Raw genomic sequence first — 26,475 nt, forward strand, 5'->3', positions numbered from 1 at the left:
TTTGAAAGTTGGGCGCTGGAGAACGGTAAGTATCCGGCGCTAACCTGCGCTTAGGCACCAGCGCTATTGATGCATCCAATGTGCGACATATTAAAGTCCACAAGTGCGCTGATCCGTCGTCAAGATTCCTTCTTTACGCGCAATGAGTTATTTCGTTTGCGCGGTCAACTCTTCTGTTCATCGATTGTCTGCAATCAGCCCGCGCAACAGTCCCCAGGCGTTATGTAAGCGACATTGCTGCGCACTCGAGCCGGATTGCCTTGTTTCGGACGTTTCCACGACTTTTCGACCATCCGTGATTCGCATCCAAAGACTCGACTACGCAACGTTCGTCGTGCAAATTTATAAATTCGTGCTAAACAAACCCACCTCCGTTCCGCATTTTTTCATTAAGCTTTCTTTTGCCGCTTGCATCATGTCCGTTGCGGCTGTCATACGAAACACGTCGTAAACAAAACCCACAGTCATAACTTCACTCATACCGTCTAGAATCGCCGGATGCGTGAAGAGCCTTCGCTATCCAGGAAAGCTGAGCTTTCCTTTTTCCCGTTCGTCGCATTTCACTAGCCAATCGATTCCTTGACAGGAAGCATGCGTGAAAATTGTTTCGCTGTTTGTCCCGCCATTCGCACGGTCCACACGGTCAGTTGAGTCGCCGACCGGCTTGCCGCACGTGCTGTTGCCGTCACGTCGCCTGCTGCAACACGGCATCGCGCTTGCCGCCGTGCTGTGCCTTGCCGCCTGCGCGCTGGGCCCGGACTACCGCCAGCCGGAAGTCCAGGTCCCAGAGAGCTTCAAGGAAGGCACCGACTGGCAGCGCGCGCAGGCCAACCCGCAAGCGTCGCTCGCGAGCGACTGGTGGCGCATGTATAACGACGACAAGCTCACCTCGTTGATCGAACAGTCGCAAAAGGCCAACCAGTCGATCGCCGCTGCCGAAGCCGCTTATCGGGTCGCGCTTGCGATCGTGCAGGTGAACCGCGCGCAACTGTTTCCGGTCATCGGCGCCGACCTGTCCGCCACGCGCAGCGGCACACCGTCGGGCGGAACGTCGCGCTCAGCCACCGGTTCGATCACGCCCGGCGTGTCGAATGACTTCATCGCGAGTGCATCGGCCACGTGGGAACTCGACCTGTGGGGCGCGATTCGCCGCCAGGTTGAATCGGCGCGCGGCACCGCGCAGGCCACCGATGCACAGTTGGCCGGCCAGCGCCTGTCGATTGCGGCCAGTGTCGCGATCGACTATTTCGAATTGCGTCAGGCTGACATCGACATCCAGTTGCTCGAGCAACAAAAGGACATCAACAGCCGCATCCTCTATATGACGCAGGAGGCGTACCGGCAAGGCATGGCATCGAACGATCAGGTGCTCGCCGCGCAGGACAACCTCGAAGTGACGATCGCCGATCTGCAGACCACGCATATCGTGCGCGAACAGGACGAGCACGCGATCGCCGTGCTGGTCGGCGAACCGCCGGCGAACTTCTCGATCGCACCCGATCCGTCGTATGCATTCGTGCTGCCGGAAATCCCGCTCGGCCTGCCGTCGCAACTGCTGCAGCGCCGCTACGACGTGGTCGCCGCGGAACGCACGGCGGCTTCGGCGAACGCGTTGATCGGCGTCGCCGAAGCGGCGTTCTTCCCGACTGTGACGCTGTCGGCGACCGGCGGCTTCCAGCACAACACGTTTGCCAATCTGTTCTCGCTGCCCAACCGTTTCTGGACGCTCGGCCCCGATCTCGCCCAGACGATTTTCGACGGCGGCGCGCGTACCGCCGCGGTCCGCGAAGCCCGCGCGACCTATGACCAGGATGTCGCGAACTATCGGAACACGGTGCTCACCGCGTTCCAGAGCGTCGAAGACAGCCTGTCGTCAGTCAATCACCTGCGTCAGCAGACGCAATCGTTCACGGATATTCTCCAACGCAACCAGCAGCTGTTCGCCAGTTCGAACGCACAGTTCGATGCGGGCGCGGCCAGCCAGCAGGACGTGCTGACCCAACAGCTGACACTGCTGCTCGCCGAGCAGAACCTGAGCGATACACAGGCCCTGCTTACGCAAAGCAGCGTCGCGCTGATCAGGAACCTCGGCGGCGGCTGGGATTTCAAGGACATGCAGAGCACCGGTGCGAACAGCACGACGTCACCCGCGCCGGCCAAGCCGGCGTCGGACCAGCAGCAGACGTCGACGGCAGAAACACCGCCGCCACGTTGAACCGCCACCGCATGCATGGTTGAACCCCCGCTACTCGCGGCTGCGCAAAGGCCTCTCTATCGAATGGGCGCCCGAACGCAAGCCGCGAGCTGTCGTTAATACCGCCGTCACGCAAGAATGGAGTCTTCATGAAGTCATTCCCGCTACGCGGGCCTTTGCTGTGCCTTATCCTCGTGGGCCTCGCCGCTTGCAGCAAACACAAGCCGGCCGCGCCGCCGCCGCCGCGTGTGTCGGTGGTCACGGTGCAAAAACAGGACGTGCCGCTCACGAGGGATCTGGTCGGCAGGCTATCGCCGTACTTCAGCGCGAACGTGACCGCCCGCGTGTCCGGGCTGCTGCTCAAACGCGCATATAAGGAAGGATCGCAGGTGCGCGAAGGGCAGCTGTTGTTCCAGATCGACCCGACCTTCTACAAGGCGCAGCTCGACAATAATCTCGCGCTGCTCGCGCAGGACCAGGCGACCTACGTGAACAACCACATCACAGCGGTGCGTAATCGCAAGCTGTTGCCGGTTGGCTCGGTGTCGCAACAAACGGTCGACAACTCGGACGCCCTCGAGCGCAGCTCCGCCGCGAAGGTGAAAGCCGATCAGGCGCTGGTCGAGAGTTCGCGCATCAACCTCGATTACACCCGCGTGACATCGCCGATTTCCGGCATCGCCAGTCAGCAGCTCGTCACCGCGGGCGCGGTGGTGGGCAGCAGCAACAGCGACACCGGCGCGGCCGGCACGCTGCTCACGACGGTCCAGCAGATCGACCCGTCGTACGTGAACTTCACGATCAGCGCCGCCGATCTCGTCACGTTGCGTCAGGCCGCGGCCGCCGGCTCGGTCGCGCTCTCGAAGCAGGGCAAGACCACAGTCGAAATCACGCTGCCCGACGGCAGCCGCTACGACCAGGCCGGCACGCTCGACTTCACCGACGTGACGGTCAACGCGACCACCGGCTCGGTCAATCTGCGCGCGCTCGTGCCGAATGCACAGCACATGCTGCTGCCCGGCATGTACGTGAACGTGACGATCAATCTCGGCCAGCAGAACAACGTGTTCCTCGTGCCGCAGCAGGCGCTGTTGCGCGATACGGTTGGCTCGTACATGTACGTCGCCGGCGCGGACAACAAGATCGTGCGCAAGGACATCGAAGCCGCCTATGAGTACAGGAACAGCTGGATCGTCACAAGCGGGCTCGCCGAAGGCGATCGGGTGCTGGTAGACCATTTGCAAAGCGTTCACGAAGCGCAACCAGTGGAGCCGGTCGCATGGCAGCCGCCGGCGCCCGTGCCGGCCTCGGGTCCCGCGGCAGCCGCCGCACCAGCACCCGCCCCCGCGGCACCGGCCGCGGCTACCTCGGGCGCCGCGGCGGCGTCCGCACCCGAAACTGCAAGCGCGGCTAGCCGCTCGCAATAGGAGTTTCCGGCATGCCGAGTTTTTTTATCAACCGCCCGGTCTTCGCATGGGTTGTCGCAATTCTGATTTCGCTGTTCGGTTATCTCGCGATGCGCTCGATGGGGATCGACTCGTATCCGGACATCGCGCCGCCCCAGGTGACGGTCACGTCGACGTACCCGGGCGCGAGTGCGCAGACGATGGAAACCACCGTCACGCAGGTGATCGAACAGCAGCTGACCGGCATCGATAACCTGCTGTACTTCAGCTCGAAGTCGAGTTCGAACGGCCAGTCGGTCATTACGATGACCTTCGCGACCGGCACGAACCCGGACATCGCGCAGGTGCAGGTGCAGAACAAGGTGACGCTCGCGCAGCCGCTGCTGCCCACGCCGGTCGTGCAGCAAGGCGTGGTGGTCGCGAAGTCGAGCCCGGATATTCTGCTGTTCCTCGCGCTGCGCTCGACCAATCCGTCGATCGATGCCGGACGCCTGTCCGATATTCTCGCGTCGGACATCCAGCCGACCATCGGCCGGCTGAACGGCGTCGGCAATACGACGCTGCTCGGTTCCGAATATGCGATGCGGGTCTGGATCGATCCGGACAAGCTGCAATCGTTCGGCCTGTCGACCAGCCAGGTGGAAAGCGCGATCAGCGCGCAGAACGCGCAGTTTGCCGCCGGCTCGCTCGGCGCGGACCCGGCCGTGCCCGGCCAGGTGTTCACCGCGACCATCTCCGGCGACCAGCTGTTCTCATCGCGCAGGCAGTTCGAGGACATCATCCTCGCGTCGAACAGCAACGGCACAGTCGTGCGTCTGAAGGACGTCGCGAGAATCACGTTCGGCGCGCAGACTTACGGCACAGCGCCGGTCTGGGACGGCAAGCCGGCTGCTGGCCTCGCGGTATTCCTGCTGCCGGGAGCGAACGCGCTGCAAGTCGCGAACTCGGTGAAGGCGACCATGACGTCGCTCGCGAAGGACTTGCCGAACGGCGTGAGCTGGGCGATCCCGTACGACACGACGCCGTTTATTACCGCGTCGATCGCGGACGTCGTGCATACGCTCGCCGAGGCGATCATCCTGGTGTTCCTCGTGATGCTGCTGTTCCTGCAGAACTTCCGCGCGACGATCATTCCAACCCTCGTGATTCCGGTCGCGCTGCTCGGCACGTTTATCGGCCTGTCGGCGCTGCACTACACGCTCAATCAGCTGACGCTGTTCGGGATGGTGCTTGCGATCGGCATTGTGGTTGACGATGCGATCGTCGTGATCGAGAACGTCGAGCGCATCATGACCGAGGACAAGTCCGAGCCGAAGCGGGCCACGATCAAGGCGATGAAACAGATCACCGGCGCGATCGTCGCGATCACGGTGGTGCTGTCCGCGGTGTTCGTGCCGTCCGCGCTGCAACCGGGCGCTACCGGCATCATCTACGCGCAGTTCGCGCTGACCATCGCGGTGTCGATGATCTTCTCGGCTTTCCTCGCGATGTCGTTCACGCCGTCGTTGTGCGCGGCGATCCTGAAGCAAGGCAGCCATGTCAGCAAGAACTGGTTTTTCCGCTCGTTCGACCGCGGCTTCGAATGGATGACGCGCCACTACGTGACGCACGTCGGGCACTCCGCCCGCCGCGCGCCGCGCTGGATGATCCTGTTCGTGCTGGTCACCGTGCTGACCGGCTTCCTGTACACCAAGCTGCCAACCGGCTTTGTGCCGGATGAAGATCAGGGCTTTATCCTCGCGCTGATCAACTTGCCGCCGGGCGCGACAATCCAGCGCACCAACAGCGTGATGACCGAAGTGCGCGAAACGCTGCTGAAGAGTCCGGTCGGCAAGGACATTTCGAGCATCTTCCAGCCGGAAGGCTTCAGCTTTGTCGGCACCAGCGAAAACGTCGGCATGGCGTTTATCAAGCTGACCGACTGGAACAAGCGCTCGAAAACCGCGATGCAGCTGATTCCGCAGGTGAACCAGATTCTGCACAGCATCCCGGACGCGCAGATCTTCGCGACCAACCTGCCGACGATCCGCGGCCTGAGCCAGTTCGGCGGTATCGACATGTATTTGCAGGCGCGTGAAGGACAGTCGCGCGACCAGCTCGATGCTGCAACCGCGACGCTGCTCGCGAACGCGGCGAAGAGTCCGGTGCTGTTCGGTATCCGGCCGAATTCGCTGCCGACCGCACCGCAGCTGAATATCGCCGTCGACCGCGTTCAGGCGCAGGCGATGGGTCTGTCGCTCAGCGATGTCTATGCGACGATCCAGATGCAGCTGGCGCCGTTCTTTGTGAACCAGTTCACGTATGGCGGCCGCGTGAAGCGTGTGTATGTGCAGGCTGATGCGAAGTACCGGATGAGCCTCGACGCATTCAATCATCTGTACACGCCGACCAAGGCGACCAACGCGAACAGCAACGGCATCACGACCTCGACGACTTCGGGCAGCGGCGGCAGTGCAGCCGGCGGCGTGGGGAGCACGACGTCGAGCAGTACGAATACGGCTGAGAACAGCAGCGGCTATCTGACGCAAGTCGATCCGTCCGCGGCGAATACGACCATCGCGCCGTACAACATGGTGCCGCTGTCGAGCGTCGTGAAGGCCAAATGGGGCATCGGTCCGCTGGTGTTGCCGCGCTATAACGGTTACTCGGCAATCGAGATCGTCGGCGCGTCGGCGGAAGGTTACTCGACCGGCCAGGCCATCGACACGCTGCAGAACATCGTCGACACCAAGCTGCCGAACGGCTTCTCGGCGGACTGGACGGGCCAGTCGTATCAGGAACTGCTCGCCGGCAGTTCGGCCACGGTGCTGCTCGGACTGTCGGTGCTGGTGGTGTTCCTGTGTCTCGCGGCGCTGTACGAAAGCTGGACGATTCCGGTCGCGGTGCTGCTGGTCGTGCCGCTCGGGATGCTCGGCATGCTCGCGTTCTGCCTGTGGTTTGGCGTGCCGAACGACATCTACTTCAAGATCGGTCTGGTTACGGTCGTGGGTCTCGCCGCAAAGAACGCCATTCTTATTGTCGAGTTTGCGGTCGAAGGGCAAGCACGCGGGATGACGCTATACGACGCGGTGCTCGAAGCCGGCCGCTTGCGTCTGCGACCGATTCTGATGACGTCGATGGCGTTCATTCTCGGCGTGGCGCCGCTGGTGCTGTCGACCGGCGCGGGCGCGGCGTCCCGTCACGAGATCGGTATCGGGGTGATCGGCGGGATGCTGTTCGCGACATTCTTCGGGTTGATGCTGATCCCGGTGTTCTATGTGACGGTACGGATGCTGCTCGGCGACAAACTCGACGAACCGTCGAAGAAACTCAAGCATCACGACCCGAGCGACCCGGACGAGGCCAAAGTCTAGCCGCGATCAGAAGATGAGAAGGACTCGCGAAGACGCGCTGAAAACGCGCGATCGGATTCTCGATGCCGCGGAAGTGACGTTCTTCCAGCACGGCTTCGCACACACGTCGCTGGCACAGATCGCGGAACTCGCGGGGCTCACGCGCGGCGCGATCTATGGACACTTCAAGAACAAATGTGAAGTGTTCAATGCGATGGCGGAGCGTGTGAAACTGCCGATGGAGATGCTGGTCACCGCGACGTTCGATCCTCGTGAAGCGGATCCGCTTGGGCGGATCCGCGATCTTTTCATGTTCTGCCTCGCGAAGGCCGCGATTGAACCGCATAGCCGGCGCGTGTTCGAGGTGCTGTTCACGAAATGCGAGTACACGGAGGAAATGGCCCCCGTGCACGAGCGGCAGCGCAACGCGGCGCGCGATGGCCGTGCGCGGATGGAACTGGGGTTGCGCAATGCGATCGACAAAGGACAGTTGCCGCGTGAACTCGATACCGCGCGCGCGGCCGGCGTGCTGCTGATGTTCCTCGGCGGCGTGCTGCGCGACTGGCTGCTCGACTATGGCTCGGTCGAACTGCCGCGCGATGCGAAGTTTCTGGCCGACGCGTGCATCGGCATGCTGCGTAATTCGCCGGCTCTGCGCCAACAGGCAACGCCCGCTGCTTGAGGCCGACGCCAGCGCCGCGCCTGTGATGCGATTGCAGACAGGCGCCGCATCGCGATACCGATATACCCGCGCGCAGAAATAGCAAACGAAACAAAAATATTTCGCTGCGTGCTGAGGGGTCGGACTGCTGCCGACTGCACGCGATATCGCGAACAATCCGAAGCATATCCATATCAAGGAACTGGATGCCGGCATTGTCGGACGCACGATTGACGATGTCGACGCGGCAGTGGTGAATACCGACTGGGCGATCAACAGACGGCATCCGCATTCCAGATGAGCGAATTGCGCAGGAGAACGTGAGCGGTAACCCGTATCGCAACTTTATCGAGGTCAACGAAAAGGACGTGAACGCGCAATGGGTGCATGCGCTGGTCGAGAGTTAGCAGCAGCCGAACGTCGCGGCGGAGATCAGCAGCGTGTATCACGGTGCGACGCTGCCCGCGTGGAACGGTCCACTCAGTGATAACGGAACGGCGTTGACGCGGCCGGATCGCACTCATCGTGCAAGGGGCTTTCGCGGCGCGCAATTCTGGCGCGCTTCAACTTGTACGACTGATCGGGCATAGTGAGGACTTCGAGAGCAACTCTCAGCGAATGTCCATGAGCCAGCCTGCCACCAACGCTTCCCGCCCTACTCTTTCCGCGGCCATCCGCGACGCAACCGACGCGGACTTCCCCGCGATCCAGGCGATCTACGCGCACCATGTGCTGACCGGCGTGTCTTCGTTTGAGGAAACACCGCCCTCCATCGACGATATGCGGTCCCGCCACGCGACGATCCTCGCGCTGGGGCTACCGTTCCTGGTCGCTGAGGCCGAAGGTCGAGTCATCGGCTTTTGCTACGCGAATCTTTACCGGCCTCGCGTCGCGTACCGTCATACGCTCGAGGATTCGATCTATATCGATGATGCGTTTCGCGGTCGCGGTATCGGCAGCACGCTGCTAAAAGCGCTGATTGCGCGCTGCGAACGCGGACCATGGCGGCAGATGATCGCGGTGATCGCGGATGGCGGCACCGGTGGCTCGATGGCGTTACATCAGCGTGCGGGATTCGAACTCGTCGGCACGCTGCAACGCGTGGGGTTCAAGCATGGGCGGTGGCTTGATACGACGTTGATGCAGCGAGGGTTGGGCAAAGACGCAAAGACTTCATAACGAAATCTCTATCCGTTCGTTTGCCACGCCCATCGTCCATGCGACGATCGCGTCACCGTAGCAATCGAGAGATTCCGGATGACCTCCCGCATCACACTCCGCCTTCTGCGCGCACTGCCAGCCGTCGCACTCATCGCCTGCGCAGCACTGACGTCGAACCCATCAACCGCGCAAAATGCCAACAAGGTTTTGCGCATCGGCTACCAGAAGTCCGGACTGCTCGCGATCATCAAGGCGCAACGCAGTCTCGACCAGAAGCTCGCACCGCTCGGCTATACGGTGAAATGGTTCGAATTCCCCGCCGGCCCGCAACTTCTCGAAGCGCTCAACGCGAATAGCATCGACTTCGGCGCAACCGGAGCGCCGCCCGCCGTGTTCGCCCAAGCGGCAGGTGTACGTTTCGTCTATGTCGGCACGGAGCCCGCGGGCGTCACGAACGAAGCGGTCATCGTCAAATCCGATGCGCCGCTGCATACCGTCGCCGACCTGAAGGGCAAGCGCGTCGCGCTGCAAAAAGGTTCCAGCTCGAACTACCTGTTGCTCGCATTGCTGCAGAAAGCCGGCCTGCGCTACACCGATATCCAGCCCGTCTACCTGCCGCCCGCCGATGCGCGAGCCGCATTCGAAAACGGCACCGTCGATGCATGGGCGATCTGGGACCCGTATTACGCGGCGGCTCAACACGCGTTACAGGCGCGCACGCTCGCCGACTACACGTCGCTGGAAGCCGGCCACAACTTCTACGAAGCAACCCGTGACTTCGCGCAACAGCACCCCGACATTGTCGGCATCGTGCTCGGCCAGTTGCGCAGTACCGGCATATGGGTCAATGCACACCCGTCGGAAACCGTCGATCTGGTGACGTCACAGGTAGGACTCGACCGCGCGGTCGTGGACGAGTGGGTCCGCCGCGTGCCGTACGGCACGCAGCCGATCACCGACGACATCGTGCGCTCACAGCAGCGCGTCGCCGATGCGTTCTACGGCGCCCATCTGATTCCGCAGCAGATCGCCGTAAAAAACAATGTCTGGCGAAATCCCGAAGCCGCGGCAAAGCTTGCCGCCACCGCAGCGAGATAGCCTCAAGCACCCTCTCGCGAAGTCACACGGCATCACGCGCACACCGCCGGTGCGGCGCGAGTCATTCAAGCGCCCGCCGGCAAGCGCGTGAACAAAGTCGGATAGTCGATCACAAGCCCATCCGCGTCGATCTTCAGGTTCGCCATGAAATCGCGAAAGATGCCTTCGTAGCGATATTCGACATCCGGCTCGATACACGTGTAAGCCTGCTCGACGCGCGTAACCTGCAAATCGGGTGTCGAAATATAGGCCACCGCGATCGGCCGCCGCTCGCCGCGCGCGAGCTTCAAACGCCGGATCGGCAGCGTATTCGTATACGGCGTCGCCGCGATGTCGATATCGATGCAGCCTTCGAGTGCGGACAGAATCATTCCATGGCCGTCGCGCCAGTGGCCTTCACCGTCTCCATGCAGTTCGAGTTCGCCGCCTCCCACCACCTTCAGGTACGCATGCGTGACGCGCCACTGTGGATCGCATCGGATGCTGTAGTAGCAGCCGTAGCTTTTTCCGTATCGCTGCCCGACCAGCGCACTTTCGACATGAAATCCATCCGCGCGCGCATCGAACGCGAGATGCTCGATGCCCTCTCCTTCCAGCGAAGCCCAGCGCACTTCACGCATGATTACGTCTCCCTGACCGGCGTTAGAGGAGCGTTCATCCTAACGCGAACACGCAATCGCCGGTACGCGTTCGCAATCTGCGCCGCGGGTGCATTACCCGCTATCATCGTCGTGCTTGTTTGCCACGCATGTATCCGAGGAGACGTCTATGTCGTTCGCCCATAATCCCGCGAGCCGTGTCGCCGCATCCGGCCCGATGTCGGACGCCGAACAGCGCACGCGCATCGACCTCGCCGCCGCCTACCGGCTCGCCGCCCTCAACGGTTGGGACGATCTGGTCTACACGCATATCTCGGCGAGTGTCCCCGGCGAGCCCGGTCATTTTCTGATCAACCCGTTCGGCTTCGGCTTCGATGAAGTCTGCGCATCGAACCTCGTGAAGATCGACATCGATGGCAATATCGTCGGCACGAGCGAGCATCGCGTCAATGCAACGGGCTTTGCGCTGCATGCGTCCGTGCACGCGGCACGCGCGGATGCGTTCTGCGTGATGCATCTGCACAATACCGCGGGCATTGCGGTGTCGATGCAGCCCGCGGGCCTGTTGCCTGCTTCGCAACATGCGCTGCGCTTTCACGGCCATCTCGCGTATCACGACTACGAAGGCGTCACGTTTTCGCCCGCCGACGGCGAACGACTCGTCGCCGACCTCGGCGATAAGCCCGCGATGCTGCTGCGCAATCACGGCACGTTGACTGCCGGCCGCACGGTCGCCGAAGCGTATGTGCTGATGGCCACGCTGATCAAGGCATGCGAGATCCAGTTGCAAGCGCAAGCCGGCGCGGCGCACCTCGTGCTGCCGTCGGCAGCAGTCGCCGAGCGGGCAGCCGAACAGCTCTACGACAACGGCGCGGTCGAAGGCGGACTTGAATGGCCCGCGTTACTGCGCAAGCTCGATCGCATCGACCGCTCGTACCGCGACTGATTCCCGACCGATGATCCGTTTCATCGCGCCACGCCGCGTGTTCGGGCACGGCGCCGGCTGCGACTTTTCAATCTTTCTTCCACCAAGGAGCCGTTTGTTATGCCTACCTTCCGTATTGAGCTATTCGAAGGACGCACCGTCGAGCAGAAACGCGAATTTGTCGAAGCGATCACCAAGGCGACCTGCGACACGCTCAAGGTCGAACCGTCATCGGTCGACATCATCCTGGTCGACGTCGCGCGCGAGAACTGGGCGACCGGCGGGCGCCTGTGGTCCGACCCGCCGGCCTGAGCAGAAGCCGTTCCCGTCCTCTTTTTCGTCGATGCTGCGGCGCGGTGGATTGACGCACGCCGCATCGACCGCCGGTTCACCGCCCATCTCGCTTCGGCGCGCATTTTTCAATATTAATCAATGCGCTAGCCTTCCATCCACGCGTGCGGCAACGCGTCTCGCTGTGTAATTTCGACGCACGTCGCAGCGCAGCACGATCCGCCGTGCTCCCTTACGCTCCCGTCATCTGCCAGGCGCAGTGCGCGTCGACAAGAGTCGCCGTGCGTGGTTCGTATCCCCGGTATCAAGATAAATGCACACCGCCCTCTCCGCGTTCGATCTGGCCCGGTTCCAGTTCGCGTTCACCATTTCGTTTCACATCGTCTTTCCCGCGCTGTCGATCGGGCTTGCCAGCTTTATCGCGGTGCTCGAATGGCGCTGGCTCAAAACCGGCAAGGGCTACTACAAAGATCTGTACCTGTTCTGGTCGAAGATCTTCGCGGTCGCCTTCGGCATGGGCGTCGTATCCGGCGTCGTGATGAGCTACGAATTCGGCACCAACTGGTCCGGCTTTTCCGCGTTCGCCGGTCCCGTCACCGGTCCGTTGCTGATGTACGAGGTGATGACCGCGTTCTTTCTCGAAGCCGGCTTCCTCGGCATCATGCTGTTCGGCTGGCAGCGCGTCAGTCCGCGCGCGCACTTCGCCGCGACGCTGATGGTCGCGATCGGCACGCTGATCTCGACGTTCTGGATTCTCGCGTCCAATAGCTGGATGCAAACGCCGCAAGGCATCGAGATCGTCGGCAACCATGTGGTGCCGGTCGACTGGTTCAAGATCATCTTCAATCCGTCGTTTCCGTACCGGCTCGCGCATATGGCGCTGGCCGCGTTTATCGTCACCGCACTGGTCGTATCGGCCGTCGGCGCATGGCATCTGCTCAAAGGCCGGCGCGACCCGGCGGTGAAGAAAATGTTCTCGATGGCGCTGTGGATGCTGCTGGTCCTCGCGCCGATCCAGGCGTTCGTCGGCGACCAGCATGGCCTGAACACGCGCGAATACCAGCCCGCGAAAATCGCCGCGATCGAAGGTCTGTGGAATACCGAAACAGGCGGCACGCCGCTGAACCTGTTCGGCATTCCCGACATGAAGGCCGAAACCACCCGCTACGCGGTGTCGATTCCGCATCTGGGCAGCCTGATCCTCACGCATAGCTGGGACGGCAAGATTCAAGGCCTGAAGGATTTCCCGCCGCAAGACCGGCCGGATTCGACCGTCGTGTTCTGGAGCTTCCGCGTGATGGTGGGCCTCGGCATGCTGATGATCGCGTTCGCGGTGACCTCGTGGCTGATGCGCCGCCGCGGCCGGTTGTATGACGCGAAATGGTTCCAGCGCTTCGCACTGGCGATGGGGCCGACCGGTTTCATTTCGCTGCTGGCCGGCTGGATCACGACCGAAGTGGGCCGTCAGCCATGGGTGGTCTACGGGATGAAACGCACGGTCGATGCGGTGTCGCCGCTAACCGCGCAGCAGGTCAGCCTGTCGCTGATGACGTTCGTCGTCATCTACTTCCTCGTGTTCGGCACCGGCGTCTACTACCTGCTGAAGCTGATGCGCAATGGCCCCGAATTGCCCGGCCACACGCCGGACGGCGTGCCCCACGACCCGCGCGGCCGCCCCGCCCACCACCATGCGCTGCCAACCGCCTGATGCGGCTCGACACCCCGAATCTGATCGATCTTCACGAGGAACAAGATGGACGTCACCGTAGTATGGGCCGCGATCATCGCGCTCGGCCTTTTCATGTATGTCGTGCTGGACGGCTTCGATCTGGGCATCGGCATCGTGTTTCCGTTTTTTCCCGATGAAAAGGAACGCGACCTGATGATCAACACCGTCGCGCCGGTATGGGACGGCAACGAAACCTGGCTCGTGCTCGGCGGCGCGGGCCTGTTCGCGGTATTCCCGATCGTCTATTCGACGGTGCTGTCCGCGCTGTATCTGCCGCTGATCTTTATGCTCGGCTGCCTGATTTTTCGCGGCGTGTCGTTTGAGATCCGCGCGAAAGCGAACCGCACGAAATATCTGTGGGATCTCGCGTTTATCGGTGGCTCGAGCGGCGCCGCGTTCTTTCAGGGCATCGCACTCGGCGCGTATCTGCAGGGCATTCCGGTCGCCGCGGACGGCAGTTTCGCCGGCGGCGCGTTCGACTGGCTCACGCCGTTTTCGCTGCTGACTGGCCTCGGGCTCGTCGCGACCTATGCATTGCTCGGCTGCTGCTGGCTGATCGCGAAGACCGACGGCGATCTGCAGCGGCGTCTGCATCGCGTGGTATGGCCGCTGACGCTCGTGCTGCTCCTGTTTATCGCAGTGGTCAGCCTGTGGACGCCGCTGCAGGACCCGAATATCGCGCAGCGCTGGTTCGCTTCCGGGTTGTTCGAGCGGCTATTGCCGGTGCCGTTCCTCGTCGCGCTGTGCGCGTTCTTCATGTACCGCGCGGTGCGCGACCGGCATCACCACACCCCGTTCATGCTCGCGCTCGGGCTGGTGCTGCTCGGCTATCTCGGACTGCTGGTCAGCGTGTGGCCGTATGCGATTCCGTCGAGCCTCACGCTCTGGCAAGCGGCCGCGCCGCGCTCGAGCCAGATGTTCACACTGGCGGGCGCGGCGGTGATCATCCCGATCATCATCGCGTACACGACATTGGGCTACTGGGTATTCCGCGGCAAGGTGCGTCATGGCGAAGTCCACTACCATTGACGCGCGGCCGCGCCGTATTCAGGGCTGGCTGTGGTTCGTCGCACTGTGGTGCGTCGGCGCCGGCAGCGCGATCGCGGTCGGTTTCGCGTTCAAGCTGCTGATGAACGCGACGCTGTTCGCAGTCAGCCGGTAACGCGCTCGCGATCTCCGCATCACTGCGCCACCCGCGGTGCGCGCATGCGCGGCACGATGCAACCGCTCGCGGATAAGCCTTTCGGCTATCACCTCGCGCCGTTTGCGCGCCTTCAAAAACTTTTCAGCGCGCTCGTCTACGTAGCAGGCCACGGCGCGTAGACGCCGCGCCACACGACGCCGCAGCGCCCCCGCTGCCGCGACGGCCCGGCACAGGGCCGCACGGCCCGGTCGCGAAGCGGTTGCGCGGGAGACCACGTCCGGCTGCCAGCAGGATTGCATTCGCTGCACGGGACGCCAACAATAAGCAACCAGAGCGTGCCACCGGACGCGGACACAGAGCCACGCCGACAGGCCGCCGGACATGAACCGTGCTGCCGGCCGGTCGTTCCGGCCGCAACATGGGCGCAAAAGGAAACCCGCGCGGCATCGCGGGCGGCAACACTGGCAACACGGCAACACGGCAGCAACGGGTAGCGGGTGCGGGTAGCGGGGAACAACAAGCGGCAGGACAGGCGATATAACAAACGATTCAACAGGCGCAAAGCAGTACGCATCACACAAAATGCAATACGTAGACGCTGCAACGATCCGTCCACAGCGGATCTCGGGGAATGCAGCGGGCCGCGGCGCGCAACCTGTGCAATGGGAGCGCGCGCCGCGGCCCGACGAACGGATGGCGACACATCGTCTGCAACGATGTTCGCCGTTCGCTTCGGCCCCAGCAGGTCATCGCGACGCGCACGCCGCGCCGCGGTGCAGCGGCAGCATCACGAACCGGCAGGGCCAACTCGCGGAGACATCATGAAGTTTCTTGTGGCCGACGACCATGAACTGATCCGCCAGGGCGTCAAAGGACTGTTGCGCGGGCTCGATCCGGCAGCGCAGTTCGATGAAGCCGACAGCTGGGAAACCCTCGCCGCGCTTGCACGGCCCGACGCGAATCACGATCTCGCGATCGTCGATCTGCATATGCCCGGCATGACCGGCGCGGCATCGCTCGAAAGCCTGCTGAACGCGAACCCGGCGCTGCCCGTGGTCGTGTTGTCCGCCGAAGAATCGCCCGACGAAATGCGCAAGGTGCTCGCGGCGGGCGCGCTCGGCTTCGTGCCTAAGCGGCAGCCGGCCAGCGTGATGCTCAAGGCAATCGAGCTGGTGCTGTCGGGCGGCGCGTATGTGCCGATGGAAGCGCTGAGCCTGCTCGGCGCGCGCGAAGCGGTCGCCGCCGAGGCAAGCAGCGCCGGCGCGCCGGCCAGCGCGGAGCCCGAGCCGATTGCGCGCGTCGAGGCGTTGCAGCCGCATCAGCGGCATCTTCTCGAGAACCTGTCGCCGCGCCAGCAGGAAATCATGCGGCTGGTCCATCGCGGCTGGACCAACAAGATGATCGCGCGCGATCTCGGCGTCGCCGAAGGGACCGTAAAGGTGCATCTTTCGGTCATCTTTCGCGCGCTGGGGGTGCATAACCGCGCGACCGCGATCGCTGTGATCAACGGGTGGCTCGAGACGGGAAAGGTGCTGTAGCGCGTTCGCGCCGCGTCCGTTTCGGGGACGCTTGCGTCGTCGCGCGTGGTTGCCCCGGCTGGATTTAGCCGACACCTTGCGCGTGCTGGCCACCGATCGCCACCTGCGTCACAGGCGCCACCTGCGGCTGCGGCTCCCGCTCTGCCGGCGTCGATTCGAGCACCGGCGACCGATCCGGTTGCTGCCACAACATCTCGAGCGTGCGGCGCAGCCGCGCCGCCGTCACCGGCTTGTGCAGCACCGGAATGCCCTGCGACGCGAGCGACTGCAATTCGGCTGACGCCATATCGCCGGTAATCAGCAGTGTCACCACCTGTTCCCGGCCGCGGCGGCGCAACGCGTCGCGCACCGCGGCAAGCGCTTGCGCGCCGGTGCGGTGGTTCGCGAGCTGGTAGTCGCACAGCACCGCGTCCGGCGCGAATCCTTCGTCGAGCGCACGGAGCGCCTGATCCTCGTCGTGGACACCACGCACAATGCAGCCCCAGCGGCCGAGCAGGCTCGACAGTCCCTCGAGAATCGCCGGTTCGTCGTCGATGCACAACACATGGCGGCCAGCCGTGGACAGCCCGCCGCTCGCGGTCTCGTTGAGTCCCGCGACGATCCGCGCTGGGTCGCCCGCGTCGACGGCAAAGCGGAACACCGAGCCGCGCCCCGGCACCGAGCGCAAAAGGAGTTCCGCGCCGAGCAGGTCGACGAGCCGCTTGACGGTCGGCAAGCCCAGGCCGTGCCCCTGTCGCGCGTCGCGTTGCGGGTTCGCGACCTGGTAGAACTCTTCGAAGATGCGCTCCTGCTCTTCCGGCGCGATGCCGATACCGGAATCGCGCACCTCGATATAGCCTCCTGCCAGCCGGCCCGAGCGCCGGAAACCCATCCAGATCGCGCCGCTTTCCGTATAACGCACCGCATTCGACAACAGATTGCTAAGAATTCGCTCGAGCAACACCGGGTCGCCGTGCACGACCGCCGCGGTTGGCGCAATGCGCAGCGCGAGCCCTTTCGCGGCGGCCTGCGGCCAGTATTGATTGCCGACACGGTCGAACAGTTCGGACAACCGGAAGTGCAGCTTGATCACCTGCGTGACGCCGCTCTCGAGCCGCGCGAGGTCGAGCACCTGGTTAAACAGCTGGTTCAGCGCTTCGACGTTGTTGACGATGTGATCGGCGGTCTTCGTGTGCTGCGCATGGGTCGCCGCCGGGTCGTTCAACGACGCGGCGAGCAGGCCGATCGCATGCAGCGGCTGACGCAAATCGTGGCTTGCAGCCGCAAAAAAACGCGTCTTCGCGAGGCTGGCCTCTTCCGCAACGAGCTTTTGCATCGCCAGCGATTCGGCCAGTGTCTGCTGGTCGACGCGCGCCTGCACGACGCGCTGAAACAGCTTGCGATAGCTGAGCGCATACACGTTGATCGCGCAGAAGAAGAACGCGAGGACGATCGCGAGAATCGTCCGATCGAATGTATGCACGCCGAAATGCAGCACGATCGCGGGCAGCAGCAGAAACGCGATCGACGTCGTGAAATTGGCCACGTCAAAGCCGTTCGACATGAACACGCCCGCGGCAAGCGTGACGATCAGCACCGTATGCAGCAGCGGCAGGTTGGCATGCGGACTTTGAAACGCGAACCAGATCGCGAGCCCCGGCGCCGCGTAAAGCAGCGCATTGCGCAGCGCATGCAGATAGATCCACGCACGCGGCTGCAGCGCATCGGGCCACCGGCGGTGACACATCCACAGCACGAGCCCCGCGCAGTTCGCGAGCGCATAAAAAATAAAGCAGGCCGCGAAACGCTGCGGGTACGGCATATCGGCCCAATACAGTGCGAGCAGCATCGCGATCGAAAACCAGTGCGTGAAGAACGCGATCGGGTCTTGCGCGTAAAGCACACGCACGAGGTCTTCGTCGATGGCACGCTGGATCGGGTCGGCCCGCATCGTGCGGTCTCCTGTTCGGCTTAAGCAGCGTCGCTCGCGGGAGGTGAGGGGCTGCGTGGCTCGTCGTATGAAAGGTCTGGCGCCTGCGCAGAGTCTACCGCCGCCATATTCAATTTGTGCGTCAGCGGGCAATTTCCATGATGCGTCGCACAAACGCGCCCGCCGTGGTTTACCCATCGGTTTACCCTTCAGCTATCACTTAATCCATATAGGCGACGCACGGCGAAAAAACCATACTGCATGCCAGTTCCAGCGCGGCATGCGGTCTTCCGAAGCACGCGAAGACCGGTTTCACTGCCTTGTCACGAGGCCCCCCCGGCGGATACCCGCCCCTCACCGCGCTCCTTGCCCTTCACACGACGGAGGCTTTCATGGGCGCGGTACCGAGTCATGAATTCGCACGCACACTCGACGATGCGATCCTTCCCGATCTGTGGCGTCGCCGCACGCAGTTGTCGGACGACGAAATGGTGTCGATGTACGACCTCGTGAAGCGCGCGTTGCGCAGCTACCACCCGCTCGAATTGCACGCGCTCGGCGACGACAAGGAAGAGCTCGTGCATCAGTTCATCTATACGAAGGTGCTTCGTCTCGCGCCCGGCCATATGGAGTCACATGCCTGCCCCGAGAGCGCACCGTCCAACAGCTACGCGATCTGCGCGTACTTCCGGCGCTATCTGATCGACTGCCTGCGCAGCGCAAGCCATCAGCGCAACGTGTCGATGGAATGCGAAGGCATGACGCAGGAAATCGACCTGCGCGCGCATGCGCTCGATGACCCCGTCGAAAGCGTGCTGCTGCAATATGGTCTCGACGAACAACGCGTGCGCGAAGCCGCCCGTGCGTTTATCGCGAGCCTCGACGAACCGGAGCGCATCGTGCTCGCCGGCACGCTCGGCTGGTGCTCCGAATGCAAAGGCGGACTGTCGGCGGTCGCCGCGCGCCATCGCGTGCCGTCCTATCACTATCGCGCCGTGAAGCTTGGCGTCACGATGAAGAAAACGGCCGACGCCGCCGATTTTTCCAATACGAAGATCGGCCGCTGGCTCACCGACGTGCTCGGCATTGACATCGACATCGACAACCGCGCCGCGATGCTCGTCGCGTTGAATCTGCTCTCGGTTGAATCGAGCCGCGAAGGCGAAGCGTTTGAAGCGGCCGCGTAAGAAGCGGCGGCGATCCCGCCGCGACCCGCGGCCTGATGCTGCGCGATCACATTCGTGTCGCGCACTGCGGCCTGCGACACACGCACGACCGGATCTCGGCGTCGCGTGAATTTCTTTGCTTTTTCGTCAGCGCAGTCCAGGATGATTAGGCTGCGACCGGACTGCGAGCGCCAGCCGTCCTCACCATCAGGGTCCCCCCGCCCTGCCCATTCGAACAAGGTGGTCGTATGAACCGCTTATCCAGCGCCCTCGAGGCGATGAAGCCGCACTACGAGGTGGTCGTCGTCGGGTCCGGTTACGGTGGCGCGATCGCGGCGAGCCGCATGGCACGTGCAAAACGCGACGTGTGTGTGCTCGAGCGCGGCCGGGAATTCATGGCCGGCGAATATCCGAGGACACCAGTCGAAGGACTCACGCAGGTGCAGTACAACACCGGCATCGGACAGGAAGGCTCGCCGCTCGCGCTGCTCGAAGTGCATGTGAATCCGGATGTGAACGTCGTGGTTGGCTGCGGGCTGGGCGGCACGTCGCTGATCAATGCAAACGTCGCGTTGCATCCGGACGACCGGCTGTGGGACGACCCGCACTGGCCGGTCGCGATCCGCGCGGACAAGTCGGGCCGCGACCGCGGCTATGCGCTCGCCACCGCGATGCTGCAGCCGTCGAAGCTGCCCGATAATTTTTACGCCGATATCACGCACGATTCGAAGCCACTGCCGAAACTCGCCGCGCTCGAGTTATCCGCGCAAAAGCTCGGCATGCAAGATCGCTTCTATCGGCCGCCGATCACCGTCACGTTCAAGGACGGCAAGAATGCCGCGGGCGTCGATCAGCATCGTTGCGTCGGCTGCGGCGACTGCAACTCCGGCTGCAACTTCGACGCGAAGAATTCGACTCATATGAACTACCTGCCCGATGCGGTCGCGAACGGTGCACAGATTTTCACGGGCGTTGCCGTGCATTCGGTCGTACGCGACCAAGCGCAGCAGAAATGGCTGGTTCGCTATCAGCCGGTCGCGCTCAACCGCGACCTGTACAGCGCGCCCGACATGTCGATTACCGCGGATATCGTGATCCTGTCGGCGGGCACGCTCGGTTCCACCGCGATTCTGTTGCGCTCGAACGAAGCAGGTCTGCCGGTATCGACGCAGCTCGGCCACCGTTTCACCGGCAACGGTGACGTGCTCGCGTTCGCGTTCAACACGGACCACGACATCAATGGCGTCGGCTGGGGCGCGCAGTGGCGCAGCGACCTTCCGCCAGTCGGCCCGACCATCACCGGCATCATCGATCATCGCAATACACCGGACGTGCGCGACGGCTTCGTGATCGAGGAAGGCTCGCTCGCCGCGCCGATCGGCCGGTTTCTCGCCGGCGTGCTAGGCGCTGCCGCACCGGTCGAAGGCGTCTCGATGCCGGACCCGCAACGCGAAGCGCCGCTCGCCGATGAAGCGCGCGTCGCCGAAAGCATGCTGCGCGGCCCGCATTACGGCGCGATGCGCAATACGCAAACCTTCCTCGTGATGTCGCACGACGACGAAAGCGGCCGCATCACGGTCGACGAAGGCGGCCGGCCGCGCGTCGCGTGGCCCAACGCCGGCAAACAGCCGATTTACGACATCGTCGAGCACACGCTCGAAGCCGCGACCAGCGCGATCGGCGGCGAGTACGTGCGCAATCCGATCTCGGCGGATGTGTTCCGCAACCGCACAGTCACCGTGCATCCGCTCGGCGGCTGCGCGATGGCCGATGACGCGGAACATGGCGTGGTCGACGAGGCCGGGCGGGTGTTTTCCGGCATCACCGGTAACGCGGTACATGCGGGCCTCTATGTGATGGACGGCGCCGTGATACCGATCTCGCTCGGCGTCAATCCGTTGCTGACGATTTCCGCGCTCGCCGAACGCAACTGCGCGCAGCTCGCGAAAACGCACGGCTGGGAGATCGACTATGCCGCGACCGGCAACGCGGCACCGCCGCCGCCACCGAAAATCGGTCTGCGCTTCACCGAAACGATGAAAGGCAGCTACGTGCCGGGTGGCGCGACCGCGGACCAGGGCGTGCCAATGAGCTTCACGTTGACCGTCGAGTCGAACGACCTGGAAGACATGCTGGCGAATCCGCAGCACACGGCCAGCATGATCGGCACGCTGACCTGCGCGGCGCTATCGCCTGAACCGCTACAGATATCGAACGGCCGCTTCAATCTGTTTGTCGTCGACCCGGCGCATGTCGAGCGCCGCAACATGAACTACCGGATGACGCTGAACGCCACCGACGGCAAAACGTTCTTTCTGTTCGGGCAGAAGATCATCACGCGTTCGTCGCTGCTCGATCTGTGGGAGCAGACCAATACGCTGTATGCGGAAGTGCGCGCGTCCGAAGCCCCGAATGCAGCGTTGCTCGGCAACGCAACGTTGATCATCACGCCGGAAAACTTCCTGAAGCAGCAGCGCACGATCGAAGTGACGAATACGCCCGATCTGGAAACACGGCTGAAATGGACGAAGAAGTTCGGCGAGTTTTTCGCCGGCGTGCTGTTCACCGAATACGGCGGCGTCGCCGCGCCGCTGCAGTTCGCCGACCCGGACATCACACCGCGCGTGCGCCGTGCGTTGCGCGCGCCCGCGCCGCAGGTCACCTACTTCAATACGCCGAAGCCGGACGACAAGACCTTGCGTCTGACGCGCTATCACGGCGGCACGAAGGGCCCGGTACTGCTGGTGCACGGTTCCGGCGTGTCGAGCCGTATTTTTTCGACGGATCTGATCGATACGAATCTCGTCGAGTTCTTGTGCGCGGCAGGTTACGACGTATGGCTGATCGATCTGCGCGTGAGCATCGAATTGCCGAGCGCGACCGAACCGACGACCGCCGATGCGATTGCGCGCATCGACATTCCAGCAGCCGTCGAGAAGGTGCGCGTGCTGACCGGCGCGAAAGACATCCAGGTGGTCGCGCATTGCCTGGGCGCCGTCGCGACGACGATGGCGCTGCTGTCGGGTCTGCAGGGCGTGCGCTCGGTCGTGCTGTCGCAGGTGTCCGCGCATCTGGTGCCCGGACTGCTGCAACGGGTCAAGGCCGGACTGCATACGCCGCAGATTCTGAAGTTCCTCGGCGTCGACGATCTGACCGCGTACACACGGCACGAAAGATGGCCGAACAACCTGCTCGACGATGCGCTGCGCTTCTTCCCGACCGAACATGACGAAGAATGCAACAGCGCGGTCTGCCATCGCGCGACGTTTCTGTATGGGCTCGTCTACGAACATGCGCAGTTGAATGAGCCGCTGCATGCGAACCTGCACGAGCTATTCGGCGTTCACGATGTCGAACTGTTCATTCAGCTCGCGCGGATCGTCCGTGAAGGACATATCGTCGATGCGCAGGGCGACGATGTCTACCTACGCGATCTCGATGGCATGAAGCTGCCGATCGCGTTTATTCACGGCGCGGAAAACCGCTGCTATTTACCGGTCAGCACTGAGATGACCTATGACATGCTGGTCGAGCGGTTCGGTCCCGGCAACTACGAACGGCATCTGATCGACGGTTACGGGCACATCGACTGCATTTTCGGCAAGAACGCGTCCATCGATGTGTACCCGACTATCGCGACGCATTTGAATGCGCATTGATCGCATGCACGCGCGGAATCAAAGCACGCCTGCAAGATGAAACCGCGACGCCGGATGCCAAAGCTGCACCGATGTCGCGACCACGGCGCCGACCCACGTGCGGCGCCATACCATCAGGCATGGCTCGCCCATCTCCATCCGCAGATGGCGGCGTACGTGCGGATCGGGTTTTTGCGCGTGAATCTGAAACTCGGCGCGCTGGATCGGTGCGACGCGCACCATGTAATGGTTCGGCGTTTCAAGCGTGAAGTCCTGCTCCAGATACCCCGGGAACACGTCCGGGTTCACAAACCGGTCTTCGTACTGGATCGGCTCGCCGTCTTCGCAATGCACGATGCGCGAGTGGAACACGGGGCCCGCGGTCAGTCCAAGCGCGTCGAGCGCGGATGCAGCGAGGCTTTCCTCGAGCATCAGCACCTGGGCCGAGTGGCAATGGCCGCGCGCCGCGATTTCATCGGCGATATTGCGGACTTCCAGCACCGTCGATTCGTACCGTTGTGGCGCGACGTAAGTGCCGGCGCCCTGCACTCGCGTCAGCACACATTCGTGAGTCAGTTCGCGCAATGCGCGTGACACCGTCATTCGCGCGACGCCGAATTCCTTTACCAGTTGCGTCTCGGAAGGAATCGGCGCGCCGGGCTTCCATGCACCTTCGGCAATACGCGCCACCACGTAGCGCTTGATCTGTTCGTATGCCGGCATCGCCTTCGCGAGCAGCGGGTTCTCATGCGCCGCGCGCGCGCAGACTGCTTCAGCCTGACCGTTCGTATTCATTGCGTCGTCGACCTCGTGGGTGATATGCGTCTGCAAGTCGTCAATCCGGCGGGTAAGCCGGACGGCCGACAGCGCGGCCGCGACGGTCGATCGGTACGCGCCGCCGGTCGGCAGCGAGTTCTGATCGCGCATTTGGGGAGGCATTATCCACGAAATCGGGCGGTGTCAATTTTCATGCGGCGCGATACCACGCCTGCGCGATACATCCACGACCCGATGCCGCATCGCATGCCGGCGAGCGCGTTACCAGACGTGCGGCACGAACCGGTAGCGGACTCGCGCTGCATAGTTCGCATAGCCATCGAGGCCCGTCATCAGCGTGCGTTCCTCGAGCACCGCCCGATAGCCGAGTCCGGCGATCAGCAACGGCACGCAGGCGAGCCCCCACCACGAGCCGAGCATCAACGGCAAACCCACCAGGAACAGAATCGCCGCAGAGTACATCGGATGGCGCACATACGCGTACGGCCCGGTATCGCTGACTGTGTGGCCGCGTTCGGCCTGGATCTTGATCACCGGTGCCGCATAGCTGTTTGCACGGAACACCGCGCACGTCGCGACGATGCAGATAACAATCGCAAGCGCACCGCCTGCGTTTAGCCAGAGCGGCATCGCGTCGCGATGCAGGCGTGCGCCGTCGATGCCCATCAGCACGAGCCACGCGAGCCAGCTCACACCCGCGCTGGCCATGAAAATCTTGTCCCAGCGGGTTTGCGCGGGCTGCACGAACAGACTCAGACGCTCGGCCAGCAACGCCGGATCGCGGCGCGCAAGCCATACGCCGGCGCCGATACCCAGCACGCCGACTTCCAGTAGAAACAGCCAGGCCGCCGGCCATGCGAGGGTGCCGGCCGCGGCAAACAGAAGGCCGCCCATGATCGCGAGCCAGACGATCGTTTGAATAACGAGCCGCGCGATCATTCTGTGAGCCCTGTCGGTGCGCGTCCTTCGACGCGCCTGAACACGGCTTCGACATCGATATCGCCGACGTCGATTCCGAATGCATCGCGCAGGCACGCATCGAGCTCGCGGGCGCTGCCGATGCGCCGCTCGGTCGCGTGGCCGTCTTTCGACCGCTCGGTCAGTCTGTCGTTGAATAGCGTGAGCCGGCCGTCGCGCACGACCCGGCACACGACCAGGTTGCCCGTAAAGAACGATTCCGGATGAGTCGACGTGTACCAGTTCGCCACTTCATAGTCGATCCATTCGGCGCGCTGCTGCTCGAAACGGTACAGCTTCGTCCAGGTATCGCCCGCCTTCACTTCGACATCGAATGCCTGGTTTGCAGCGTCGGCGATGCGAAACGGCTCGAGCGTGGTTGGCTGTACGGTACCGGCGATCAGCCGCAGCGGCGCGGTCAGCGTGATCGCGCCAAAACCGGCGTCGGCAATCCAGGACTCGCCGTCGACATCGATACGCAGCACCGTATGCGAGCGCGCGGTCACCGTATTCGGATCGCGGCGCCATAACACGCGCGCGAGCAGCGGCGTCACCGTGAAGCCGAATCGCATCAGCGCGTGGCTCAGCAGGATGTTCAGCTCGAAGCAGTAGCCGCCGCGGCGGCAATCGATCAGTTTGTCGGCGAGTTCCGGCAGCGCCAGCGACACGCGGCGCCCGGTCAACGGATTCAGGTTTTCAAATGGAATCGAGAGCGGGTGCAGACGTTGCAGGTCGCGCAATACCTCGAGCGTCGCCGTGCGCGGACCGTGATAGCCGATGCGCGCGCAATAGCGGTCGAGATCGAATGAGCTGGACATCGAACCCTCCTTGCGGTGCATGACGATGCCACGACCGTGCGGCGCTCGGCAAGCGGCATATCACGCACGTTAGGCATCGTCGCGCTACGCACGCGCCCGAACTGCTCGCCGCGCCACGCTGCGACGTCAGAGGCCCTTGAGCGCCGACGTTGCGATCGATGGCACGCTAATGCCGTGGCTCGACGCGAACTGCACCGCTTGCGACAGCGTCGACGCGAGCGACTGCAACTGCCCGGGCGCGGACTGCGCGATATACGACGCGGCCTGCGCGGTCTGCGGGTTGAGGCCGGACTGCAATAGCGACGACGGATTCATCTGGCCGACGCTGCCCAGGCTCGATTGCAGGCTCGAATACTGACTCACACCTTTGCCGAGCGATTCGAGGCCGCTCGAGAAAGCCGCCTTGTCGAGCGGTCCCGACGATGCCGAGCCGCTGCGGCTCGCGAATGCCTGCGTGAGCGTCTGCGAAAGCGACTGCTGCGTGTTGCCGACCTGCGTCAACTGGCTGACCGACGGCGTGCCGCCGCCCAGCAGTCCAGCAGCCTGTTGCGCCTCGCCCGCGGCACTCGACAGACCCATCGCCGACGCAAGGCTCGATTGGCCCGCCAACACCTGCTGGTTCGCGCCGACGTAGTTCTGCAGCAACTGCGAGACGCCGCTCGCGGACGCGCCGCCGGTTGCCGCATCGCCGGATGAATTGCCGCCGCCGATACCAAACTGCTTGAGGTTGAGTTGCGCAAACGATGGATGGCTTGCCAGCGCGGTTGCGCCGGCGAAAAGCACAGCGGAAAGAATGATGCGTCGATTCATGCTGGTCCTCCTGATCGATCGGGTTGCTGCGCACAGTGATTGAAGCGTGCGCGTCGACAACAAGCTGCAATGCGCGTTCGAAGAGGCGCTGACGCGAAACGCGCACGATTCATTCTGCGCGAAGAAGCCGCGATCGGAAACGCCTTGCTGACGATGTGCGCATGCGTTGTGGGAATGCATAACGCGGCTTGGCGCGGGTTTGGAACGGGAATCGCGAATCGGGAATCGGTTGGTGCTGCGTACGAACGCGTGCCGCGGGTTGCCACACGCGTTCGCAGCAAGATGCTGGCCTACTGCTTTTCGTCACGCCGCATGAAGCGGC

At 63.2% G+C, this 26,475-nt stretch carries 20 protein-coding genes and 1 pseudogene; 15 read left to right on the top strand and 6 right to left on the bottom strand.

Annotation, left to right across the window (positions count from 1 at the left end; all coding sequences use genetic code 11):
- Window positions 1-595: 595 nt before the first annotated feature.
- From BX592_RS19450 to BX592_RS19480, 7 genes and pseudogenes are all read left to right on the top strand, one after another.
- Window positions 596-2,215: an efflux transporter outer membrane subunit gene (locus BX592_RS19450; protein ID WP_243849628.1), complete on the top strand. Its 1,620-nt coding sequence runs from the start codon at window positions 596-598 to the stop codon at window positions 2,213-2,215.
- Between the two features lie 128 nt (window positions 2,216-2,343).
- Window positions 2,344-3,621, top strand: a complete 1,278-nt coding sequence (locus BX592_RS19455; RefSeq protein ID WP_134193489.1) for an efflux RND transporter periplasmic adaptor subunit — start codon at window positions 2,344-2,346, stop codon at window positions 3,619-3,621.
- A gap of 11 nt (window positions 3,622-3,632) precedes the next feature.
- Window positions 3,633-6,953, top strand: a complete 3,321-nt coding sequence (locus BX592_RS19460) for an efflux RND transporter permease subunit (RefSeq protein WP_134193491.1) — start codon at window positions 3,633-3,635, stop codon at window positions 6,951-6,953.
- Between the two features lie 13 nt (window positions 6,954-6,966).
- Window positions 6,967-7,614 (top strand): TetR family transcriptional regulator, encoded by a 648-nt coding sequence (locus BX592_RS19465; protein ID WP_134193493.1) that lies wholly within the window; start codon window positions 6,967-6,969, stop codon window positions 7,612-7,614.
- A gap of 118 nt (window positions 7,615-7,732) precedes the next feature.
- Window positions 7,733-8,069 (top strand): annotated as a pseudogene (locus BX592_RS19470) (MetQ/NlpA family ABC transporter substrate-binding protein); the annotation flags it as partial.
- Window positions 8,070-8,211: 142 nt separating this feature from the next.
- Window positions 8,212-8,772, top strand: coding sequence for a GNAT family N-acetyltransferase (locus BX592_RS19475; protein WP_134193495.1), 561 nt, complete (start codon window positions 8,212-8,214; stop codon window positions 8,770-8,772).
- Window positions 8,773-8,850: 78 nt separating this feature from the next.
- Window positions 8,851-9,852, top strand: a complete 1,002-nt coding sequence (locus BX592_RS19480) for a sulfonate ABC transporter substrate-binding protein (protein WP_134193497.1) — start codon at window positions 8,851-8,853, stop codon at window positions 9,850-9,852.
- Window positions 9,853-9,917: 65 nt separating this feature from the next.
- Here BX592_RS19480 and BX592_RS19485 read toward each other — a convergent pair whose 3' ends face one another.
- Window positions 9,918-10,472 (bottom strand): putative glycolipid-binding domain-containing protein, encoded by a 555-nt coding sequence (locus BX592_RS19485; protein WP_134193499.1) that lies wholly within the window; start codon window positions 10,470-10,472, stop codon window positions 9,918-9,920.
- 148 nt (window positions 10,473-10,620) lie between these two features.
- Here BX592_RS19485 and BX592_RS19490 point away from each other — a divergent pair, with 148 nt between their 5' ends.
- The 6 genes from BX592_RS19490 to BX592_RS19510 all read left to right on the top strand — a co-directional run bounded on the left by BX592_RS19490 (window position 10,621) and on the right by BX592_RS19510 (window position 16,078).
- A complete protein-coding gene (locus tag BX592_RS19490) occupies window positions 10,621-11,397 on the top strand; it encodes a class II aldolase/adducin family protein (RefSeq protein WP_134193501.1) in 777 nt (258 codons plus the stop codon).
- A 99-nt stretch (window positions 11,398-11,496) separates the two neighbouring features.
- Entirely contained in the window at window positions 11,497-11,688 is a 192-nt protein-coding gene (locus BX592_RS19495; protein ID WP_134193503.1) for a 4-oxalocrotonate tautomerase, read from the top strand.
- A 292-nt stretch (window positions 11,689-11,980) separates the two neighbouring features.
- Entirely contained in the window at window positions 11,981-13,375 is a 1,395-nt protein-coding gene (locus BX592_RS19500) for a cytochrome ubiquinol oxidase subunit I (RefSeq protein WP_134193505.1), read from the top strand.
- A gap of 45 nt (window positions 13,376-13,420) precedes the next feature.
- Complete coding sequence (cydB, locus tag BX592_RS19505; protein ID WP_134193507.1) at window positions 13,421-14,425, top strand: cytochrome d ubiquinol oxidase subunit II; 1,005 nt, start codon at window positions 13,421-13,423, stop codon at window positions 14,423-14,425.
- The gene (locus BX592_RS33920) at window positions 14,403-14,558 is read left to right on the top strand and encodes a hypothetical protein (RefSeq protein ID WP_166676405.1); all 156 of its coding nucleotides are present in this window, start codon (window positions 14,403-14,405) and stop codon (window positions 14,556-14,558) included. The genes cydB and BX592_RS33920 overlap by 23 nt, the downstream gene beginning before the upstream one ends.
- An 803-nt stretch (window positions 14,559-15,361) precedes the next feature.
- Entirely contained in the window at window positions 15,362-16,078 is a 717-nt protein-coding gene (locus tag BX592_RS19510) for a response regulator transcription factor (protein WP_134193509.1), read from the top strand.
- Window positions 16,079-16,142: 64 nt separating this feature from the next.
- Here BX592_RS19510 and BX592_RS19515 read toward each other — a convergent pair whose 3' ends face one another.
- Entirely contained in the window at window positions 16,143-18,008 is a 1,866-nt protein-coding gene (locus tag BX592_RS19515; protein ID WP_134193511.1) for an ATP-binding response regulator, read from the bottom strand.
- 371 nt (window positions 18,009-18,379) lie between these two features.
- Between BX592_RS19515 and BX592_RS19520 the strand changes: the two genes are divergently transcribed.
- Window positions 18,380-19,174 carry a hypothetical protein gene (locus BX592_RS19520; RefSeq protein WP_134193513.1) on the top strand — a complete coding sequence of 265 codons (795 nt, stop codon included), beginning with the start codon at window positions 18,380-18,382 and terminating at the stop codon, window positions 19,172-19,174.
- A 227-nt stretch (window positions 19,175-19,401) separates the two neighbouring features.
- The gene (locus tag BX592_RS19525; protein WP_134193515.1) at window positions 19,402-22,812 is read left to right on the top strand and encodes an alpha/beta fold hydrolase; all 3,411 of its coding nucleotides are present in this window, start codon (window positions 19,402-19,404) and stop codon (window positions 22,810-22,812) included.
- Between the two features lie 18 nt (window positions 22,813-22,830).
- Here BX592_RS19525 and hutC read toward each other — a convergent pair whose 3' ends face one another.
- From hutC to BX592_RS19545, 4 genes are all read right to left on the bottom strand, one after another.
- A complete protein-coding gene (gene hutC, locus BX592_RS19530) occupies window positions 22,831-23,514 on the bottom strand; it encodes a histidine utilization repressor (RefSeq protein ID WP_243849631.1) in 684 nt (227 codons plus the stop codon).
- Window positions 23,515-23,829: 315 nt separating this feature from the next.
- A complete protein-coding gene (locus BX592_RS19535; RefSeq protein ID WP_134193517.1) occupies window positions 23,830-24,507 on the bottom strand; it encodes a methyltransferase family protein in 678 nt (225 codons plus the stop codon).
- Window positions 24,504-25,343: an arylamine N-acetyltransferase family protein gene (locus tag BX592_RS19540; protein ID WP_134193520.1), complete on the bottom strand. Its 840-nt coding sequence runs from the start codon at window positions 25,341-25,343 to the stop codon at window positions 24,504-24,506. Before BX592_RS19540 ends, BX592_RS19535 begins: the two co-directional genes overlap by 4 nt.
- 126 nt (window positions 25,344-25,469) lie before the next feature.
- The gene (locus BX592_RS19545; RefSeq protein WP_134193522.1) at window positions 25,470-26,153 is read right to left on the bottom strand and encodes a hypothetical protein; all 684 of its coding nucleotides are present in this window, start codon (window positions 26,151-26,153) and stop codon (window positions 25,470-25,472) included.
- Window positions 26,154-26,475: the final 322 nt, after the last annotated feature.

The sequence above is a fragment of the Paraburkholderia rhizosphaerae genome (assembly GCF_004366595.1).
GTDB lineage: Bacteria > Pseudomonadota > Gammaproteobacteria > Burkholderiales > Burkholderiaceae > Paraburkholderia > Paraburkholderia rhizosphaerae.